Below are 17698 nucleotides of genomic sequence, written 5' to 3' on the forward strand. Positions count from 1 at the left end.
GTATGGGACACCAGATTGAATATATTACCGAGTTTGATGTGAATCAAACACCTAAAAATTCTATTAAAAATTATTGGTTAAAGGTTACTTCTAACGCAATGGGAATTCCCACGTGTATTCCTATTATGGTTGCTAGAGGGAAAGAAGATGGTATTGTATTAGGGCTTACAGCAGCAGTTCATGGAAATGAATTAAACGGAATATCAGTTATCCAGCGATTGTTTAAAGATTTAGATACAGAAAATTTAAAAGGAACAATTGTAGGAATTCCAGTGGTTAATGTGCCTTCATTTGTTCGAGGGACAAGAGTTTTTAGCGATGGAGTTGATATTAACAGAATAATGCCAGGAAAAGATAATGGAAATACAAGCGAAGTATATGCCAATCGTTTTTTGAATTTGGTGGTAAAGAAGTTTGATTACTTACTAGATCTACATACAGCTAGTTTTGGTAGAGTGAATTCATTTTACATTAGAAGTGATATGAACAATAAAGTCACCAAAAAATTAGCCTTATTACAAGATGCTGAAATTATAGTACATACACCACCATCAGACGGTACTTTACGAGGAGCTGCAGAAGAGTTAGGAATCCCATCTATTACTATCGAAGTGGGTAATCCGCATAGTTTTCAAAAGAAAATTATTAAAAGTGGAGTAGCAGGAGTACACAATGTATTGGCATATTTAGGAATTACCGATGATGAATATGAAACCTCGAAAAGAAATACAGTAGTTTGTGAAAAATCGTATTGGTTATATACCCAAGAAGGAGGGTTACTTACAGTACATGTTGATTTACGAGATATTGTAGAAGAAGGAGACCATATTGCTACACTACGAGATGTGTTTGGTAATAGAATTAAGAAATACTATGCTCCAGAAAGAGGAATTGTGGTAGGGAAGAGTGTAAACCCCGTAAATCAATCAGGGGGACGCATTATTCACTTAGGAATTATAAAATAAAAGACTGTTTTTAACAGTCTTTTTTAATTCAGTAAACTATTTATTCGCCTACTTTTTTAGCTTTTAGGTTACTATTGGCAATCGCCATAATCAGCAAACCAATTCCCACACCAAAACTTAATCCTTACATTAAGTCAGATACTTTTAAATAATGAGTAAGTATTTGTGAAGCGGCAATGATTAAAATTCCTATTGATAATAACATCAATGATTTTTTACGATATAAATTTTTCAAGTAAAACTGTTTTCTAATGTATTAGTAGAGAAATAATGTAATTTGTCACATAAAAATTAGTGAGTAATAAATTTTTTTAAATGTAATTAAAATGTCTCAAGCTTTAATTCGTTCCAAAAATTACTATAAAAATTATTAAAAGCCATAAGCTCATTATGATTACCATAATTAGACACAATACCATTTTCAATGACATAAATTCGGTCAGCAATTTTTGGGAGGGTATATAATTTATGTGAAATAAAAATAATAGTTAACTTAGACTTTAGTTTATTTAAGAGAGTTAAAATAAACTGTTCTGTTTTTCTATCCATTGAAGAAGTGAACTCGTCTAATAATAGTAATTTTGGTTTTTTATAAAGAGCTCTTATTAACGCTATAACTTGTTTTTGACCACCAGAAAGCTTAACACCTTCTTCCCCTAAAATAGTGGCATAACCTTGAGGTAATGAATTAATAAAATTGTCAAAACCATGTTTTTGACAAAATTTAATAATATTATTTGGATCCTCTTTAGATTGGAGAATAATATTATTAATTACGGTTCCATCAAAAATAGTAACCTCTTGAGGTACAATTCCTAAAATAGATCTCCAATAATGTGTTTTTAAGTTTTTTAGGTTAATATTATTATTAATTATTATTTCACCCTTCTCTGAAAAGTAAAATTTTTGTAAAATTTGACTTAAAGTACTTTTTCCACAGCCACTTTCACCGACAATAGCTATACATTCATTTTTAGATAAACGAAAATTTATATCTCTAAGAAGCTCACTTCTACCAGGAAAACGAAACGATAAATTTTTAACTTCAATAGATTCAAAAGAGGATATAGCTATACTTCCTTTCTTTTCTTTATCGATAGAAGTAAAGTCATACATTCTGTTAAATGCTACTTTTGCTTCATTAAAAGGAATCATTATAAGAGCTAAATTACCTACTGAAGGTAATAATGAACCAGCGATACCAAGTATAGCCATTAATTCACCTAGTTCCATTTTACCTTTAAAAACTTGTATAGATGTATAAACCAAAATACTAATTAAAAATAAGACACTAAAAGTACTTGATAATATAGATAAACGAAGATTAACTTTACCTAGATTAAAAGTTTTTTCCTGAAAATCTCCATAAATAATTTGGTTTCTTTTTTTAAAGAAATTTTGTTTATTATTATTTTTTATAGTTGATATACCCTCTATTGATTTTATATAGTTACTCTCATTTGTAGCATAGCCTTTCATTACTTCATTTTGAGCATTAATAATCTTTTTATTAAAGCCATATATTAGAAAAAAGTAAAAAGGTAGGCTTATAAATGCAATCATACCAGTTTGCCAAGAATAGTAAAATAAAAATATTAAAGAAACAATAGTTGTCAATGCACTAATAACGATATTTCCTATAAAAGTTTTTATAACACGTTGGATTCGTTGAGTATCATTTAAACGAGCAACTAATTCACCTACTCTACGAGTATCAAAAAAAGGTTTAGGTAAATCTAGTAATGCTGAATAAAACTTATTAATAATACGATTATTAAAGCTTTTAGTTTGTTGGATTAAAAAATAATCTCGTAATGCAGTAAAGAATACCTTTATAAATAGTAAGAAGGAAACTAAAATGATACCAGTTATTAATTTATTAAAGTCTTTAGAAGGTAAAATATCATCAATTAATTTTTGAGAGAAAATTGCCATTGCCATTCCTAAAGTAACGATACATAAGCCTAGAATAATACTAAAACTGATAAGTTTATAATCTTCTTTTATAAGTGTTAAAAACCATTTTCTTTTATATTCGGATTTTTTTTTTGATTTAATAAAGTTTTTATTTGGTTCAAGAGTTAAACATGTATTAGATTTCCATATGGTTTCTAATTCTTTTTTTGTGTAACTAACAATACCTTTTGCAGGATCTCCAATTATGAATTTTTTATTTTTATAACCATAGGAGACGATATAATGTTGCATATATTCATTAATAACAACATGTAATATTAATGGAGATTTATGTTTTATTAAACTATCTATACTAGCTTTATTTCCTTTAGCTGTAAATCCCAGTTGGTTTGCTGCTTGGTATAAGCCTAAAAGAGTTGTACCTTCTTTTGTTGTACCACTCAACTCTCTTAACCTTTCTAAAGAGTTACTCCCTCCATAAAATTGTATAAGAGATAAAAGACATGCAACTCCACAATCAGATTGCCCTTGTTGAAAAATAAAAGTTTTCTGTAAATTTTTGATATTTAATAATTTTTACTTGTTAATGAATTTAATATGCCTTGTTGGTTTATTTGACCTTTATGAATTTTAATCAGATTCTGTTGTTTATCATATATAATTGAGGAAGGAATCGAGGTCACATTGAATAATGTTGAAAAACTATTATCATTATCACTTAAAAAAGTAATATTTTGTTTGCTATTTAAATTGTGCTGTTCTGAAAATACTTTAATTTTCTTTATAGACTCTGTAGAAATGAAAATTAATTGTATACTCTCAAGCCTACCTATATTTTCAGAAATATTCTGCGCTTCAAAATGACACATATCACATTCACTATTAAAGTATAAGAATATAGTAGGTAAATAGGGGGTTAAGTCGTTTTTTGTATATTTTGTTTTTTCGAGAGTGTTAAAAGAAAACTCAGGAATTGACTTAATTTTTTTTTCAATAATTTCAATTTCTTTACTCTTGTTAATAATATTATATATTAAAAATATAATTATGCCAAGAGTTAAAGAAAAAATAAACAGCTTAATTAATTTTTTACTCATAACATTTAAATCATATTTAAGGTTAAAAACATTATAAATATAACCCATATTAATAAAGAAATTCCATAACTGCTTGCTACTATATAAAAACTTTTATTAAAGGATGTATTTAATTCTTTACCTATAAAATAAGTAAGAATAATCCAGTAAGCTAGCTCAAATAAATTGACTACTTGTAGGGGGTAAATAAACCAAGGCTGTATTTCCTCATAGTCAATAATATTTAGAATTGATAAAGGATAGAAGTATTCTAGGTCGTTTATAGAGAAATTTTTGACAAAAAAATAAAACCAGAACGTTTTTACTAATATTACCAATAAAAAAATATACTCAGATTTAATGACAATATCAAATAATTTATTGAACTTTATATTTTTCTCAAAAAAAAAGCAACCAACATCTAAAATAGCTGAAATTATAAGTAATTTGAGTAATAGTATAAAGGGAAAAGAAAGGTATCCTAACCATTCCCACTTTTCTTTAAAATTTAATAAATCAATTAGTTGTTGATTAGTTAATTGATCACTAAAAGAATTAATTAATAAACTATCGGTATTTAGGGTTTCATTATAGAGAAAAGTAAGAAAAAAGAAAGTAAAAAGTAATAAAAGGACTTGAAATAGAAGTTTTTTCATTTTTATTTAAATCTTTAAAGTAAGAACTTACCTATATAGGTAAATTCTTACTTTTTTTAATACTAAAAAGTATCACCGTTTCCAGAAGCTTCACAAGCAGCTGTCTCATATAACCATAAAACTAAGGCTGCAGGACTAACTAGTTTAGCCCATTTAAGATTTTCAGCAGCATCACAATGACCACCTCCAATTAAGTTTTCCATTTGTTTTAAATCTAATGATTCCATAAAAAAAAATTAAGTTATTACCATTCTATTCATATTTACTAAAGTAGTCACGAATGGTTACAGTAACCACTTTAGTTTTACTTATGTACAAAAACATTGACTAAAAGTTTAGTTTTTTAGTATTATATAGAATAAACTATATATTTCTACCAAAGCTTTTAAATTTGATAAAAACTTTGAAAAGGAAGTATATGAGAGTTATATTAATAACAAGAATATATAATTATATGTTTTCATAGCGTTAAATTATTTTTGAGAAGCAATTATACAAAAAAAACTCGCCAATTGGCAAGTTTTTTTATCTTTTAAAAAAGTTTAGCAGAAAAAATTACTTTATTTCAGCAAGAAACTCTTTGTTCATTTTTACATAATCAGCATTTTCAGCTTTTTCAGCACCAGCTAATGAAGCTTTAGCTGCTTTAACTGCTCCTTTTTTATCGCCAGCTTTCGCTAAGATTAATGATTGTTGACGTAAATACCAAAAACGAGGCTGGTCTTTAGTCATGTCAACCGCTTTGTTAATCCAATTTTTAGCTTTGTTAATGTCTTTTCCTTCTTGTAAGTAATACACAGCAGAAGAAAAATAATCATTGGCAGAAGGTCCGCCCATTACTTGCGCAATGCTTTTTTCTACAGCCTTATCAGTAGGAGTATTAAACTTTACACCTATGTAAGCATTTTCCCATAAAATTCCTAACACAGCAGAATCGTTTGTTAAGTCATCAATACTCATTGTGAACGTTTCAATTTTCATAGGCATAGCTTCAACTTTGGCAGTAGTAGATACAGCAACTTTAGCATCATCCCATTTTCTTGGAGTTCCCCAGTTGTTAGCATCTGAATAAAAAATTACTTCCCAAGAATCTTTTCCTGGTTTAGTATATAAAGCGTATGTTCCTTTTTTTAAGGTTTTACCGTCAATAGTAACATCGTCACTAAAAGTAACTTTTGTGTTTGCATTTGCACCAGTTCTCCATACTTTTCCGTAAGGAACTAAATCGCCAAAAATGGTTCTTCCCTTCATACTTGGACGAGAATATTCAACTGATACATCTGTTAAACCTACAGTTTGCTCTAACTTAGCTGCAGGACTAGGGGCTGGGGTCTTTAATTGTGCATTGATGTTTGTTGATAAAGCAACAACAAACAAGCTTAAAAGTATTTTTTTCATGTTGATAGATTTGTTTTTTAATTAGTTTTGTTAAAATTACAAGGAATTCCTTGGATTAATGTTAACAAAAACTTAAAATAGCTAAGAGCTGTTTTAATAGATATTTGCAACCAAAATTACGAATGACAAAAAATAGAATATATAGAAATAATGGAGCCATTGGTGCTTTGTTAGATGAATATGAAAAATCAATAACCGAGTTTAAAGAAGTTATTAAGGATGTAAATTCAAAAGAATTGATTCAAATAGTTGATAGTGAAACGAAAGATGAAGATTGTAAATCAATTCAAACAATAATAACACATGTAGTTAGAGCAGGATATACGTATGTTATTGAGATAAGAAGATGGTTAGGAGAAGATATAAAGTATAAAGAGAAAGAGACGTTAAATTCTATTTTAGAGTATAATGAAGCATTGGATAAAATGTTTGCTTATAATGAACAACTTTTTGATGATTATCCTGATATAAAACTAGAAGAATTAGAACCAAATAAGAAAGTACATGTTAGGTGGGGACAGAAATATGATGTAGAACAATTATTTGAACATGCTATTGTACATATACTAAGACATAGAAGACAAATAGAATTATTTAAAAACAAAATTAGTAGATAGAAATTTATAAAATGAAAAGATACATTTCTGAAGGTATAGGAACCTTTGCTTTAATTTTCTGCGGAACAGGAGCAATGACAGTAAATGAAGTAACCAACGGTGCTGATCTAACACATACTGGGGTGGCAATTACTTGGGGATTGATAGTAATGGCTATGATTTATGCTTTTGGAGAAATTTCAGGAGCACATTTTAATCCAGCTGTAACAATTGCTTTTGCCTATGCTAAAAAATTTTCATGGAAAGAGGTGCCTAAATATATAATAGCTCAATTAGTAGGAGCTATACTGGCAAGTGTAATGCTCTGGATTTTATTTCCAACGAGTGAGTTCTATGGAGCAACATTACCCTCAGTAGTGCCTTGGCGAGCCTTTATTTTAGAGCTTTTATTAACTTTCTTTTTAATGCTAACGATAATAAATGTATCTACAGGAAGTAAAGAAGTAGGAGTAATGGCAGGTATTGCTATTGGTGGAGTAGTTTTATTGGAAGCTATGTTTGCAGGCCCTATAACAAAAGCTTCTATGAACCCAGCTCGTTCTATAGCACCAGCATTAGTTTCTGGTCACTTAGAGCATTTATGGCTGTATATACTAGCTCCAATTTTAGGAGCTTTATTAGCAGTGGTTTCATGTAAACTTGTAAAAGACGATAATTGTTGTGATGAAAAATGTTAGCATTTTAGGCTGTGGTTGGCTAGGAAAAGAATTAGCAGTAAATTTTATTGAGAAAGGATATGAAGTAAAAGGTTCAACAACTTCTAAAGAGAAACTTCAAGAATTAGAATCAGTTGCAATACCCCCTTATTTAGTTGATATTTCAAAGGAACATATTTCATCAGAATTTTTAGATGCTGATGTATTGATAATTGCAATAACTTCTAAAGAAGTAGAAGACTTTAAATGGTTGATAACTTCAATAGAAAAGTCAAACATAACTAAAGTTATCTTTATTAGTTCCACTTCGGTGTATCCTAGTATAAATAAGGAAATGACAGAAGAAGATGAAACTGTAAATTCTCCGCTAGTAGAAATAGAAAACCTATTTAGAAATAATAATAATTTTCAAACAACTATAATTCGTTTTGCTGGATTATTTGGAGGGGAAAGGCAACCAGGAAATTGGTTTGCGAATAGAAAAATACCACATCCAAAAGGCTATGTAAACATGATTCACCGTGAGGACTGTATCGCAATTATACAAGAAATTGTAGAACAAAATGTTTTTGGAGAAGTATTTAATGCTTGTATAAATCACCATCCAACCAGAGAAGATTTTTATATAAATGCTAGAAAAAGTCTTGGAAAACCAATTCCTGAGTTCGATAATTCAAAACCATTGGAATATAAAATAATTAATAGTGAAAAACTTCAAAAAGTATTGAGCTATCAGTTTCTACACAATGATTTATTAAATATTTGATGTTTTAACAACCACTAACCACTTACTGATACTTCTTCTTTCTCCAGTAATTAAATCCAAAACCAAACAGAGCTAACAAAACTAACGGAATACCAATATTGATAAATTGCCAAAAACGTTTTTCAGTAAAAGCACGTTGCTTATCCAATAAATTAATTTGAATGGTTTTATTACGTAGTTGAATCAATCCAGAATCGTCTAACAAATAATCAATAGCATTGATTAAAAACTCTTTATTACCAAACTGTTCTCCTGTCCATTTATCCAGTGATAAATCGTGAGGTTTTCCTTTTAAAATCTGATTTCTACCTACATCACCGTCAGCAATTACAATCATTTTATTGTTTGTACTCTCAGCTTTAAAATCAGGAGTGTCAAAAGGTTTTATTCTGTTTTTATATGCAGAAGGAATATTACCTTCTACAAGAACAGCCAATAATTGTGGGCCTGAAGCAAATTCATTTTCTTTAGGTTCTTTGGCAATACTTTGTAATTCAATAAAGTTGGGAGTTCCTGTTTTTTTAGTCAATACAGAAGTAACCAATAAAGGTGTTTTTTTTAAGTTTCCTTTTAACGTATCTATTTGAGTGGTAAAACGAAAACGAACAGGCGCAACATTTTTAGTAATCGGGTGGTTTGGATTTCCATTAACTAACGGATGATAAAACCAATTTAAGTGTTGAAACTGTGTTTGGTTGCCTACATTTCCTGTAGCTAGTGGAATTTTAGCAGAATATAAATCTTGAATGAGTTTATTGTTTACACGAATTTGATACCCAAACAATAAGTCCGTTAAATTCAAATCACGAGGAAATGCTAACATTTTTCCTTCATTATACAAACTATCAGTATCCGCATAGTTATTATCTAACATCCATAAACTTTTACCACCATTGGCAATAAATTGATCGACGGTAAGCTTTTCTTCTTCTGTAAAACGCTCAGTAGGTTTGGCAATAATTGCTAAATCGTATGCTCTTAAGTCTTTTAAGGTTTTTTGCGGATTATTAGCAACACTATCTAATGTAAACTTGGCTAAACGATATTTTTTACCAATTTCACTTAACAAACTATATTGATAAATATCTTGCAACTCACCATTACCAGCTAATACCGCTATTTTTTGTCTTTCTTTTAAAGTAACATTATGTAGTGCATTAGCAAAAGAATACTCTAATTTTTCAACAGCATTTTGTAGCTGAGCTTCTTGAGTTTTAGCAATTGAGTTAGGAAGTAAAGAAATTAACTCTACTTTTTTACCATAAGTAATTTCAGCCCAAGGAAAAATAATAGCTTCAGATAACTTTCCATCTTCTTCCACAGTTAACTGACTTGGCATCATTCCTCTTTTTACCAAACGTTCACGAATGTTATCAGGGTTGATAAAACGGAAACGAATATTGGCATTTTTAGCTTGTAGCTCTTCTAAAAACTGACGAGTTTCTATTTGCAAACGCTTAAATTCTGCAGGGAAATCACCTTCTAAGAATACATGAATCGTTAGTGGGGTGTCAATTTTATCAATAAGACGTTCACTTACTTCAGATAAGGTATAACGTTTGTCTTGTGTTAAATCGAAACGTTTGTAAACTGAATTAGCGATGTAATTAACAATTAACAATCCGATAAGAGCTAATGCAATATGTTGTAATTTCTTATTCATTTTTTAACTGTTGTTTAGTGATGAATAAAAAGAAGAATGTAACACTGATAAAATAGATTACATCACGAGTGTCTACCACACCACGACTAATGCTTTTAAAATGTTCATTAAAACCAAACTGTTGTAAGGTATACCCTGAGTTTCCTAAAGAAGAACCTACAGCGTCAAAACCATAGAATAAAGCAAAAGTGATAAATACACTTAAAATAAATGCCACAATTTGATTTTTTGAAAGGGTAGAAGTAAATAATCCAACAGCTGTATAGGTTGCTGCTAAAAATAACAAACCTAAATACGAACCTATAGTACTACCTAGGTCTAAATTTCCAATAGGACTTCCTAATTGATACACAGTATATGCATAGGTTAATGTTGGTAATAATGCAATGACAACTAACAAAAGAGAAGCGAAAAACTTACCTAATACAATTTGCCAATCGGTAAGTGGTTTAGTTTTTAGAATTTCAATAGTTCCGCTATTAAATTCATCAGCAAAGCTTTTCATGGTAATGGCAGGGATTAAAAATAAGAATAACCATGGAGATAAATAAAAAAAGCTATTTAAATCGGCAAACCCCGCATTTAAAATGTTGAAATTGTCTTTAAATACCCATAAAAATAAACCGTTTACAAGTAAAAACACCCCAATAACCAAATAGGCAATAGGTGAGGCAAAAAATGAGTTAAATTCTTTCTTTAGTAGTGGTAGCATAAAATACTATTGTTCGTTTTTAAGTAGCCCAAAAATAACATTATTCTCGAAGTCGTTATCTTTTTTATCAGGACGTAATTGAAAGTTAAACCTTTTTAACAAATTTATAGAATCTTTATTGTGTTTGTGAGTATAGGCTTCTATTTCGTTTAAGTTAAGAGAACTAAACCCAAACTGAAGAACCTTTTTTAAAGCTTCACTCATAAAACCTTTTCCGTGAGCATTAGGGTGTAATTCATAACCAACTTCAGCATAAGAAAAATCATCATTGAAGTGGCGCAAACCGATAGAGCCAATAATCTCATTATTGTGTTCTATTAACCAGTAAATACCTTCATTTTTGCTGACTAATTTTTCAATTAGCTTTATAAAATCTTCTATTTCTGAAATACTTTCAGGAACTTGCCTATCAATAAATTTATTTACAATAGCGTTTGATCTAATTTTAAAAAGAGCTTCTTTATCACTAACAATAAGTTTTCTTAAAACAAGACGCTGCGTATGTAAAATAGGAAAAGGACTGAATAAACTCATTAAGATAACGATTCAACTTTATCTACACTCCAAGCAAGAGGCTTATCATTAAATAACACTTTGGTTTGTGCCCAAACCCCTTTAAATAAATCAGAATCTCTGTAGTTTTCTAAGTCCTGTTCAGTATTCCAATAACTATAAGTGAAAAAAATGTTTGGGTTTGTTTTGTCTCTGTATAATTCTAATAAACGGCAACCAGGTGAATTTCGTATAAACTCTTTTTTGGAATTAAAGTTGTTTAAAAATTCTTCAATTTTCTCTGGCTTAAAGCTCATTTTTACAATTCGTACAAACATAAATTTAACTTATAGGAGTAAACTCTGGTTTAATAGGATTTTCAAATTCAACAGTAATGGTGTCGCGATATTCTAAACCAAGTAGGGTAGAAGCTCCACCAACCGTTTCTAAATTACTTCGGTAAATAGCAATCTCTAAAAAGCCAGCAGAATTAAAAATAGCTAGCTTTTCACCATCATACTGTCGTTTATCAGTTACCGAAAAATCAACAATTTCGTTATATCTGCTGTAAATTTTAGAAAAAGTATAACGTCTAGCCGTAACTTTATAATCACGACCTTTTCCAATAGTATTAAATTGTTTTTTACTAATGTTAGTAATTACATTTCCATAATTATCAATGTAAATAACACCACCCGCAATAATAGTTTGTTGCTCGTTTACTTTAGGCTTAATTTCAACAATCTTTTTATACGTGTCAACCTCTCTACCAATAACACTTAAACTACCACCACGAGCAATATGAGAAGCTACTTGCACAAAAACGTCTAACACAGGAAAGCTACTCTCAATACGATCGTGAATATTAATTTCAACAATTTTAGTAGGTTTAATTTCAGAAGCAATCATTGAAATTAGTCCGTTATCAGGACAGATAAAATAATGATTATCCAATTCTAAGGCAATATGTTTATTATCCACACTTAACTCTGAATCTACTCCAATAACATGAATTGTTTTATCAGGAAAGCTTTTATAAGCATTCTTTAAAATATAAGCAGTTTCAGTAATGTTGAAAGGAGAAATTTCATGCGTAATATCAACAATCTTAGCATTAGGTAACTCAGAATAAATAGCTCCTTTTACAGCCCCTACAAAGTGGTCTTTCGTTCCAAAATCAGTAGTTAATGTAATAAGAGACATTAATTTAGGTGTTTGTTAATTAATTTGTGAAAAATTATGCTGAAATTTTAAACAAAACTACGTAATTCAAGAAAAATAATCATTATTTTTAGTGTGAATAATATTAAAACTTTTATCATTTGAACGAACGCGTAATTGAATTAACAGAAATCAACCCAAACGATTTTTTTGGAGCTCAAAACAGCACTATTACTCAGTTAAAAAGCTTCTTTCCTAAAATAAAAATAGTTGCTAGAGGAAATAAACTTAAAATTTTTGGAGAACCTGAATTGTTAAATGAATTTGAAAAGCGGCTAGAGATGCTTATCAAATACTTTAACAGATACAACAAGCTAGATGAAAATAGTATTGAGCGAATTTTAACGTCAACAGGTAAGGAAGAAGAAATACGAAAATCTGGAAATGCAAAAGACGTTTTAGTACACGGTGTTAGTGGAAAACTAATAAAAGCGCAAACAGCTAATCAGCGTAAAATGGTTGAGTTAATGCAAAAAAATGATATGTTATTTGCTGTAGGTCCCGCAGGTACAGGTAAAACATACACAGCGGTTGCTTTGGCCGTGAAAGCATTAAAAGAAAAAGAAGTAAGACGAATTATCTTAACAAGACCTGCGGTGGAGTCAGGTGAAAACTTAGGGTTTCTTCCTGGAGACTTAAAAGAGAAGCTAGATCCATATATGCAACCTTTATATGATGCTTTAAGAGATATGATTCCACATGAAAAATTAGAATCACATCTTGAAAAAGGAGTCATACAAATAGCACCTTTGGCTTTTATGCGTGGACGTACCTTAGATAATGCATTTGTAATTCTAGATGAAGCACAAAACACCACTCATGCACAAATGAAGATGTTTTTAACACGTATGGGAATGCATGCAAAGTTTATTATAACCGGAGATCCAGGTCAGATAGATTTACCAAGAAGACAAGTTTCTGGATTGAAAGAATCGTTATTAGCGTTAAAAGATATTGAAGGAATTGCACAGGTGTATTTAGATGACAAAGATGTAATTCGTCACCGATTAGTGAAAAAGATCATTACAGCTTATAAAAGTATAGAAACGGAATAAAGTATGTTTAAAAACTTGGGATTTCAAGAATATTTATCGGTAGGGTATATATTTTTGATTGCTTTAGGCTTAGTTAGTGATACCATTTTTTATCGTTATCTAGATATAGATTATTTACAATACATAACTATCACAGATACACTTTTGTCACCTATTTCATTATTAGCTAACAATTGGGCGTTGTCAGTAATTCTTATAGTATTTTCCATGTCTTTGTATTTCCTTATTAAAAACTCAGTGAAAATAGAAGAAATACTAAAGAGAGTAAAATGGTTGAAAAAGAGAATTGAAGCAAATAAAAAAGCAAAAAGAAAAGAGTACGACAACAAGTCAGCTTTTATAGTTTCTGTTTTTATTATGGTGTTTTCTTTATTGTTAGGGTTTAGGCTAGGAATGGGGATAAATTATAAAAAACGTTTAGCAGAAGGTAGGCTTAAGAATAATATGACATTAGTTTTTAAAGATGATTCTCAACTAAAAGCTAAAAAAATAGGTCAAAATAGTGCTTATATTTTTTATGTAGAAGAAGGGAATACATTCGTAACTGTAACACCTATTTTAGAAAATATAAAACAAATAAAAACTATCCAAAAAGAAGAGTAGAATACTTACATTTGCGGGCAACAACACAACAACATACTAATGAATACAATTAACGAAACAAATTTCCAGTTTCAAGGGCAAAAAGAAGTTTATAAAGGAAAAGTAAGAGAAGTATATAACATCAATGATGATTTATTGGTAATGATAGCTTCTGATCGTCTTTCCGCTTTCGATGTAATCTTACCACGTCAAATTCCTTTTAAAGGACAAATTCTAAATCAAATTGCTACAAAAATGATGAACGATACTGCGGATATCGTTCCAAACTGGTTATTAGCAAACCCAGATGAAAATGTAGCAGTAGGTCATTTATGTGAACCTTTTAAAGTAGAAATGGTAATCCGCGGATATTTATCTGGTCATGCAGCTCGTGAATATGCAGCAGGAAAAAGAATGCTTTGTGGAGTAGCAATGCCTGAAGGAATGAAAGAAAATGATAAATTCCCAGAGCCAATTATTACACCATCAACAAAGGCAGATAATGGAGAACACGATGAAGATATTTCTCGTGAAGATATTTTAGCAAAAGGAATTGTTTCTGAAGAAGATTATTTAGTATTAGAAGATTATACAAGAAAACTATTTCAGAGAGGAACTGAATTAGCTGCTAAAAGAGGTTTGATTTTAGTAGATACCAAATATGAGTTTGGAAAAACTAAAGATGGTAAAATTGTATTGATAGATGAAATCCATACACCAGATTCTTCTCGTTATTTTTATGCTGATGGGTATGCTGAGCGTCAAGAAAAAGGAGAGAAGCAAAAACAATTGTCAAAAGAGTTTGTGCGTCAGTGGTTAATTGAGAACGGTTTTCAAGGAAAAGAAGGACAAGGAATTCCTGAAATGTCTGATGAAAAAGTTATTGAAATTTCAAACAGATACATTGAACTATACGAACAAATTACAGGGGAAACTTTTGTAAAAGCGAATACAGAAAACGTACTTGAAAGAATAGAGAAAAATGTAAAAACATTTTTACAAAATAGATAAAAAAGAGAGGCTCAAGCCTCTCTTTTTATTTAAAGTTGTCTTAAAAGAACTTCATCAATATATAGGCATTTATTTTTTTCGTAACTTTTACGGATTCTAAAAACTACCTTAAAATGCCAAATTATACATTAAAGATTAACGGAAAATCTGTATCCTTTACTACAGATGCAGATACACCATTGTTATGGGTTTTACGTGATGAACTCAATATGGTAGGAACTAAATTCGGTTGCGGAATAGCACAATGCGGAGCCTGTACTGTTCATGTAGACGGAACAGCAATGAGAAGTTGCCAATTACAAGTTTCTATGCTAGAAAATGAAGAAATTACCACGATAGAAGGACTATCGACGGAAGGAGATCACCCGCTTCAAGAAGCTTGGAAAGAAGTAGATGTTCCACAATGTGGTTACTGTCAAGCAGGTCAAATTATGACGGCTGCATCATTTCTAAAGGAAAATCCAAACCCTTCAAAAGAAGAGATAAGAGAAGCAATGCAAGGAAATATTTGTCGTTGTGCAGCTTATAATAGAATAGAAAAAGCAGTTGCTTTAGCTGCCGAAAAAATGTCTTAAAATTTTTCAATCATGAGTACACAAGAAAACAAAGTAACATTTAGTAGAAGAAATTTTTTAAGAGCCTCTGCGCTAGCAAGTGGAGGAATTATGATTGGGTTTAATTTGTTTACAGCATGTAAGCCTAATGTAAAACCATCTGTGGATGTTGAAAACTTAAATTTCAACGATTTTAATGCGTTTATAAAAATATCTGATGAAGGTTATGTAACTATTTACTCACCAAATCCAGAAATAGGTCAAGGCGTAAAAACTTCTATGCCAATGATTATTGCTGAAGAATTAGATGTAGAGTGGGATAAAGTACATGTGGTACAAGCACCACTAGATACAAAAAATTATACACGTCAATTAGCTGGAGGAAGTCAATCTATACGCCAAGGATGGACTGCATTAAGACAAACTGGAGCCACAACTAAGCAAATGCTAATAAATGCTGCAGCAGTAAAGTGGGGAGTGGATGCAACCACTTGCTCAGCTTCAAAAGGAATCATTACCAATGCTAATGGAGATAAGTTAGGGTATGGAGAAGTGGTAAAAGAAGCAGCAATTTTAGAAATACCAGAAAAAGTAACATTAAAAAAACCTTCAGACTTTTCTATTATAGGTAAAAATGTCACTAATGTTGATGTAGAAAAAATAGTAACAGGAAAACCATTATTTGGATTAGATTATAAAGAGGAAGGGATGGTATATGCTGCAGTTGTAAGACCACCTTCTTTTGGTGAAGAATTGGAATCGTTTGATGCTTCTGAAGCAAAAAAAGTTTCTGGGGTAATAGATGTTATCACCATCGGAGAAAAAGCAAGAAATTTTATTGAATCTGGTAAAGATAACTGGACTTTCAAATTGTCAAAATCAGACAAGGTAGTAGTGCTTGCAGAAAATACTTGGGCGGCAATAAAAGGAGCAAAAGCTATCAAAGCTACATGGAGAGCAGCCTCAGAACTTGAAGACACAAAGCTTCATGATGAAAAACTATTAAGCTTATTAGATGGAGGTAAACTTGATGTAAGAAGAGAAGATGGCGATGTGAAAAAAGCATTTTCAGAAGCAGATAAAGTTATAGAGCGCACATATCATTCGCCTTTCTTACCACATAACTGTATGGAGCCGATGAACTTTTTTGCAAATGTAACACCAGAAAAGGTACACTTAGTAGGTCCTGTGCAAACACCAGAGTATGCAGCTCAAGTAGCATCAGAAATGTTAGATCGTAATTTAGAGCAGATACATGTAGAAATGACAAGAATGGGAGGAGGATTCGGAAGAAGGTTGTATGGTGATTTTGTATATGAAGCTCTTGAAATATCTGATAAAATTAAGAAACCAATAAAAATGGTTTCAACAAGAGAAGAAGACATAACAGCAGGTATTTACCGACCAGCTATTAAATATAGAATAGCAGCATCAATTAAAGATGGAAAAATAACAGGATACCACTTAAAAGAAGCAGCAATTAATGACAATATGTATGGATTAATCCCACATTTCTTCCCAGCGGGATGTATTCCAAATTATAAAGTATCCACAGGAAACTACAAAAGTAATATCAGTACAGGAGCATGGAGAGCACCTTACACTAACTTTTTAGGATATGCAGAACAATCATTTTTTGATGAATTAGCACAAGAACTAGATATTGACCCAGTGCAATTACGTTTAGACTTACTAGAAAATGTAAAAGAAACAAAAGACGAAAAGATACAGTATTCAGGAAAGCGTATGCAAGATGCAATTAGATTGGCTGCAGAGAAAGGAAACTGGGGAAAATCAAAGCAAGGAGTTTATCAAGGGTTTTCAGCGTATTACAGTCATAATACTCATGTAGCAGAAGTAGCAGAAGTAGAGTTAAAAGATGGAGTACCAGTTGTAACAAAAGTAGTAGCAGCTGTTGATTGTGGTATCGTTGTAAATCCAACAGGAGCTAAAAATCAAGTTGTAGGAGGGGTAATTGATGGTATTGGACATGCTATGTATGGTAATTTAACCTTTAACGGGGGGAAACCATCAAGTAGAAATTTTGACAACTATCGATTAATAAGAATAAATGAAACTCCAAAAGTTGAAGTGCACTTTGTTGAAAACGAAATTGCACCAACCGGGTTAGGTGAACCAGGCTTACCACCAGCAGGAGGAGCAGTAGCAAATGCAATTCATAAAGCTATAGGTAAAAGACTATATAAACAACCATTTGTAGAAGAACTAAATTCAAACATTTTATCCTAAAAACTAAAGAACTTTGTAGGTATAATTAAGTAGTGTTTTTATTATTTATTGAAAATGAAACACTCGGTAATTTTTGAAAATCTGTTAAAAAAGCACTACTTTCGCAA

At 30.7% G+C, this 17698-nt stretch carries 19 protein-coding genes; 9 read left to right on the top strand and 10 right to left on the bottom strand.

The genetic code is table 11. The annotated features are described in order from the left end of the window. Window positions 1-2 precede the first annotated feature (2 nt). Entirely contained in the window at window positions 3-965 is a 963-nt protein-coding gene (locus D6T69_RS08560) for a succinylglutamate desuccinylase/aspartoacylase family protein (RefSeq protein ID WP_125067350.1), read from the top strand. A 321-nt stretch (window positions 966-1286) separates the two neighbouring features. Here the strand turns inward: D6T69_RS08560 and D6T69_RS08565 are convergent, their stop codons facing one another. From D6T69_RS08565 to D6T69_RS08580, 5 genes are all read right to left on the bottom strand, one after another. Continuing rightward, window positions 1287-3446, bottom strand: coding sequence for a peptidase domain-containing ABC transporter (locus D6T69_RS08565; RefSeq protein ID WP_125067351.1), 2160 nt, complete (start codon window positions 3444-3446; stop codon window positions 1287-1289). A 2-nt stretch (window positions 3447-3448) separates the two neighbouring features. Next, window positions 3449-3979 (bottom strand): peroxiredoxin family protein, encoded by a 531-nt coding sequence (locus D6T69_RS08570; RefSeq protein WP_164506709.1) that lies wholly within the window; start codon window positions 3977-3979, stop codon window positions 3449-3451. A 5-nt stretch (window positions 3980-3984) separates the two neighbouring features. After that, window positions 3985-4614: a hypothetical protein gene (locus D6T69_RS08575; RefSeq protein ID WP_125067353.1), complete on the bottom strand. Its 630-nt coding sequence runs from the start codon at window positions 4612-4614 to the stop codon at window positions 3985-3987. A gap of 62 nt (window positions 4615-4676) precedes the next feature. Next, window positions 4677-4841: a hypothetical protein gene (locus tag D6T69_RS15985; RefSeq protein WP_164506710.1), complete on the bottom strand. Its 165-nt coding sequence runs from the start codon at window positions 4839-4841 to the stop codon at window positions 4677-4679. 328 nt (window positions 4842-5169) lie between these two features. Then, entirely contained in the window at window positions 5170-6012 is an 843-nt protein-coding gene (locus D6T69_RS08580; RefSeq protein ID WP_125067354.1) for a DUF2911 domain-containing protein, read from the bottom strand. A gap of 122 nt (window positions 6013-6134) precedes the next feature. On the opposite strand from D6T69_RS08580, the gene D6T69_RS08585 reads away from it, so the two are divergent. Genes D6T69_RS08585 through D6T69_RS08595 form a run of 3 tightly spaced genes read left to right on the top strand, consistent with a single transcriptional unit; the run spans window position 6135 to window position 8051 of the window. Beyond that, a complete protein-coding gene (locus tag D6T69_RS08585) occupies window positions 6135-6629 on the top strand; it encodes a DinB family protein (RefSeq protein ID WP_125067355.1) in 495 nt (164 codons plus the stop codon). An 11-nt stretch (window positions 6630-6640) separates the two neighbouring features. Next, a complete protein-coding gene (locus D6T69_RS08590) occupies window positions 6641-7306 on the top strand; it encodes an MIP/aquaporin family protein (RefSeq protein WP_206197798.1) in 666 nt (221 codons plus the stop codon). Continuing rightward, on the top strand, window positions 7293-8051 hold the full coding sequence (locus tag D6T69_RS08595) for an NAD(P)H-binding protein (RefSeq protein ID WP_125067357.1): 759 nt from the start codon (window positions 7293-7295) through the stop codon (window positions 8049-8051). Before D6T69_RS08590 ends, D6T69_RS08595 begins: the two co-directional genes overlap by 14 nt. A 22-nt stretch (window positions 8052-8073) precedes the next feature. On the opposite strand, the gene gldG is transcribed toward D6T69_RS08595, so the two are convergent. Genes gldG through D6T69_RS08620 form a run of 5 tightly spaced genes read right to left on the bottom strand, consistent with a single transcriptional unit; the run spans window position 8074 to window position 12121 of the window. Further along, the gene (gene gldG, locus D6T69_RS08600) at window positions 8074-9714 is read right to left on the bottom strand and encodes a gliding motility-associated ABC transporter substrate-binding protein GldG (protein WP_125067358.1); all 1641 of its coding nucleotides are present in this window, start codon (window positions 9712-9714) and stop codon (window positions 8074-8076) included. Next, a complete protein-coding gene (gene gldF / locus D6T69_RS08605; protein WP_125067359.1) occupies window positions 9707-10426 on the bottom strand; it encodes a gliding motility-associated ABC transporter permease subunit GldF in 720 nt (239 codons plus the stop codon). The genes gldG and gldF overlap by 8 nt, the downstream gene beginning before the upstream one ends. A gap of 6 nt (window positions 10427-10432) precedes the next feature. Further along, a complete protein-coding gene (locus D6T69_RS08610) occupies window positions 10433-10960 on the bottom strand; it encodes a GNAT family N-acetyltransferase (RefSeq protein ID WP_125067360.1) in 528 nt (175 codons plus the stop codon). After that, window positions 10960-11256 carry a putative quinol monooxygenase gene (locus D6T69_RS08615; RefSeq protein ID WP_125067361.1) on the bottom strand — a complete coding sequence of 99 codons (297 nt, stop codon included), beginning with the start codon at window positions 11254-11256 and terminating at the stop codon, window positions 10960-10962. Before D6T69_RS08615 ends, D6T69_RS08610 begins: the two co-directional genes overlap by 1 nt. A 4-nt stretch (window positions 11257-11260) precedes the next feature. Beyond that, a complete protein-coding gene (locus tag D6T69_RS08620) occupies window positions 11261-12121 on the bottom strand; it encodes an SAM hydrolase/SAM-dependent halogenase family protein (protein WP_125067362.1) in 861 nt (286 codons plus the stop codon). Between the two features lie 119 nt (window positions 12122-12240). Here D6T69_RS08620 and D6T69_RS08625 point away from each other — a divergent pair, with 119 nt between their 5' ends. From D6T69_RS08625 to D6T69_RS08645, 5 genes are all read left to right on the top strand, one after another. After that, complete coding sequence (locus D6T69_RS08625; RefSeq protein WP_125067363.1) at window positions 12241-13194, top strand: PhoH family protein; 954 nt, start codon at window positions 12241-12243, stop codon at window positions 13192-13194. 3 nt (window positions 13195-13197) lie between these two features. Then, window positions 13198-13797: a hypothetical protein gene (locus tag D6T69_RS08630; protein WP_125067364.1), complete on the top strand. Its 600-nt coding sequence runs from the start codon at window positions 13198-13200 to the stop codon at window positions 13795-13797. 39 nt (window positions 13798-13836) lie between these two features. Beyond that, window positions 13837-14787, top strand: coding sequence for a phosphoribosylaminoimidazolesuccinocarboxamide synthase (locus tag D6T69_RS08635; RefSeq protein WP_125067365.1), 951 nt, complete (start codon window positions 13837-13839; stop codon window positions 14785-14787). 113 nt (window positions 14788-14900) lie between these two features. Then, window positions 14901-15362 carry a (2Fe-2S)-binding protein gene (locus D6T69_RS08640; RefSeq protein WP_125067366.1) on the top strand — a complete coding sequence of 154 codons (462 nt, stop codon included), beginning with the start codon at window positions 14901-14903 and terminating at the stop codon, window positions 15360-15362. A gap of 12 nt (window positions 15363-15374) precedes the next feature. Continuing rightward, window positions 15375-17591, top strand: coding sequence for a xanthine dehydrogenase family protein molybdopterin-binding subunit (locus D6T69_RS08645; protein ID WP_125067367.1), 2217 nt, complete (start codon window positions 15375-15377; stop codon window positions 17589-17591). The last annotated feature ends 107 nt before the right edge of the window (window positions 17592-17698 follow it).

It is taken from the genome of Tenacibaculum singaporense (assembly GCF_003867015.1).
Lineage (GTDB): Bacteria > Bacteroidota > Bacteroidia > Flavobacteriales > Flavobacteriaceae > Polaribacter > Polaribacter singaporensis.